The organism is Mesorhizobium sp. M7A.F.Ca.CA.004.12.1.1 (genome assembly GCF_003997835.1).
Taxonomy (GTDB): Bacteria; Pseudomonadota; Alphaproteobacteria; order Rhizobiales; family Rhizobiaceae; genus Mesorhizobium.
The window spans coordinates 1-1,006 of the sequence record NZ_RZRK01001288.1; the positions used below are offsets into that span (position 1 = coordinate 1).

The window sequence follows — 1,006 nt, forward strand, 5'->3', positions numbered from 1 at the left end:
CGCCTGTAAGCTGGCCGACCGCCTCCATCTTGTGCATCTGGCGGATCTGGGATTCGGCCTTTTCGCGAGTCTCGATCTCCTTACCGAGGGCGACGTTCTTGCGCACCAACTCATCCTGGGCGACGGCCACCTCACGGAAGCGGCGGCGCGATTCCCTGATCGCGTAGCCGGCAAGCAGGAAGATCGCCAGCAGCGCCGCCAGCGAACCGATGCGTAGCCAGGCCTCGACCTGGTCGGTATGCGCGTCGCGCGCGGCGATGGCTGCGGCACTGATGCGTCGGACCGTATCCATGCTGGTCCGGATTTCGTCCATGACGGCCTTGCCCTGGCCGCTGCGAACCAGATCCAGGGCATTCGTCGCATTGCCCTGGTCGTACAGGGCAATCGTCTCGGCCAGTTCAGCCTGCTTTTGCGAAAGCGCGTCCTTGATATGGTTGATCGGCTGGACGAGCTGGTCGTCGGGGGCGGTCAAGCTGTCGATGCGGGCAAGTTGGCCCGGAATGGCGCGGACAGCGCTCCGATAGGGTTCGAGATAGGATTTCTCGCCGGTCAGCAGGTAGCCACGCTGGCCGTTCTCGGCTTCCTGCGCCAGAGAAAGCAGACCCGAAAGCAATTGCTGATATTCGATTGCCTCGCGCGCGGCGGCGCGGTTGGCCCGTTGTTCCTCGACCAGCATGGCGCGGCTGCCGACAATCAGCACCAGCACGGCGAAGCCGGCGACAAGCGGGAGCGATTGCCATCGCATGGCACGTCGAAGACGAGCAATCATCATCTGTTATGCCGAACCAAAAGAATTCCCCGCAGGCTGCATTTCGTAGGCGGCGGCGGGGCGGAAGGCAATATGCCGGGTTCTGGCGCCGGCAATCGGCCGCCAGCCTTGCGAAACCTTCATCATTTGGCTAAGGAGGCCGCGCATTCAGCGGCCGGCGTCAGCCGGCCTTCCGCTTTTCGGGATTTCGGCTTTTGGCCGGGATCCGGCTTCAGGCAAAGGCATTTCGCTCCCATG

1 protein-coding gene is annotated in these 1,006 nt (G+C 63.3%); it reads right to left on the reverse strand.

Annotation, left to right across the window (positions count from 1 at the left end; all coding sequences use genetic code 11):
* Positions 1 to 745, reverse strand: a 745-nt coding sequence (locus tag EN984_RS35855; protein WP_206517575.1) for a CHASE3 domain-containing protein, incomplete at its 3' end; no start/stop codon positions are given.
* Positions 746 to 1,006: the final 261 nt, after the last annotated feature.